The 1,921-nt window shown below is 63.9% G+C and carries 2 protein-coding genes; both read right to left on the bottom strand.

Going from position 1 to position 1,921, the window contains the following annotated elements; all coding sequences use genetic code 11:
- Positions 1-61 precede the first annotated feature (61 nt).
- Positions 62-637: an RCC1 domain-containing protein gene (locus ACYVID_RS18115; RefSeq protein WP_460739462.1), complete on the bottom strand. Its 576-nt coding sequence runs from the start codon at positions 635-637 to the stop codon at positions 62-64.
- Between the two features lie 252 nt (positions 638-889).
- On the bottom strand, positions 890-1,612 hold the full coding sequence (locus ACYVID_RS18110; RefSeq protein WP_460739464.1) for a tyrosine-type recombinase/integrase: 723 nt from the start codon (positions 1,610-1,612) through the stop codon (positions 890-892).
- Positions 1,613-1,921: the final 309 nt, after the last annotated feature.

The following is a 1,921-nucleotide window of genomic DNA, read 5'->3' as shown; positions in this document are numbered from 1 at the left end:
GCACGTCGAGGTCTTTCGGGTGGCTGGCGTAGGAACCGCCATCTTCGAAAGACCTCGACCTCTATCCCGGCACCGACGCGCCGACCCCGGCCGCGTCGTCCGCTACACCCTCAACTGTGAAGAGCCCGTTATAGCCTGGTCCCCAGGTTCGCTCGTTTCCCCATGCCCACACCGATCCATCGCTGCGCAAGGCGAACAGCACGTCGGATTGGACGGAGATTGCCCGAACCTTGCTCAGACCGTCGATCCTGCGCGGCCTGTAGTTGTAGATGTCCGGTCCGACGCCCACGTGGGGTACTACCGGGTTGCTTCCCCAGGTCCACACGGTCCCGTCCGACTTGACGGCGTACCCCGTACTCGAATCTGTAGCGATCAACCTGACGTCACCGAACCCTGCGATGGGCGCTGGCATGTGACGGTCGTTCTGGGTTCCGTCGCCCAGCTGCGAGAACATGTTTTGACCCCAGGTCCACACCGTGCCGTCAGCCTTCAGCGCGCATCCCCAGTTGTATTCAGTGCAGATGGCTGTGGCGCCACTGAGAGGGAAAATAGGGATTGGGAGGTCGCGATCTACGCGCGTTCCGTCGCCAAGTTGGCCGTAGCGGTTTCCGCCCCATGACCAGAGCCCACTGAACATCTAGCTGCTACCTCATGTCGGAAATGCTCCGCTCGGCGGGAGGGAGACACAGGAGTACAAAACAGCTCCGCTGCGACTGACGCTGCAATGATCGCAGGTGGTGCGTGATTCTGTCCTCGGACCGAGGTGCCCGCACTGCTTGTCTGGCTTATTCGGCTGCTTCGCTGCTGTGCGTTAAGTGAGGTCCCTGCCGCCTTTGGTCGCCAGTGACCTGGCGACTGCGCTAAAGGTCCATCCAAAGGTTCGTAGGTGTCATCCGAGGCGGCGCTGCGAGCGACTCCGGAAACTGGTGAGCGCCTCGAGGTTCTTGTCATCGGCGTCGTCGAAGGCATGGAGGTAGCGCTGGGTCGTCTGGATCTGGGCGTGGCCCATGCGATCCATGACGCTCTTGAGGTCTGACCCGCCGGCGAGCAGCCAGGACGCGTGGGCGTGGCGGAGGTCGTGGAAGCGCACGGGAAAGTCGACACCGCAGGCGGCGACGGCAGGCAACCAGACGCGGCTCCTGAAGGTGTTGCGCGAGATGGGCGTGCCGACGCTGGTCGCGAAGAGAAGGTCGTCCCTGCCGATCTGCCGAGCCGCGATGTGCTGCGAGACTGAGTTCACCCAGTCCTGGGTGACGGCGAAGCGGCGTGGATTGCCGCTCTTGGGATACGGCTTGAAGAGGTACCGCTCGCCAGTGGGGGAGATCTTCTTCGTGACCTCCTGGACAGTCTCCTCGATGGTGAGGCGCCGATTGAGGAAGTCGATGTGCCGGGGCCGCAGGGCGATGGCCTCTCCCCACCGGGCGCCGGTCTCGATCGCCGTCTCGACGAGCAGGCAGTACTCGGGTGGGATGGCCGCAAGCAGGGCTTCGAACTCCTCGGGAGTCAAGGTCCTCTGGATGCTGCCACGCACTTTGGGCATCTCGGTGTGAGCACACGGATTGCGAGGCAGCATGCCGTCGCGTACAGCTCGCTCGAAGACCGAGCTGAGCATCACGTGGTACTTCCTGATCGATCGCGCAGACAGCCCGGATTCGACCGCCGTCGTGACCCACGCCTGGATGGTCGTGGGGGGTATCCGCCCTATGGGGCGGTCCCCGAAGGCCGGGAAGAAGTGTTTGTTGCAGTTCGACAGGTATGCGGCGCGGGTCGTCGGCTCGAGGTGCTTGTGGGGGAGGGCCTTACCCCCGGATCTTGGACACGGGGTGTGATTACGCGGCGGTTGGCAGCGTAGCGTCCCGGTGGGCCTCGTAGGTGGATGGGGACAGGTAGCCGCACCAGCTGTGCCGGCGGCGGGTGTTGT

Source organism: Nocardioides ginkgobilobae, from assembly GCF_054781275.1.
Note: the sequence above shows the minus strand (reverse complement) of the source record. Positions and strands in the feature narration are given on the sequence as shown.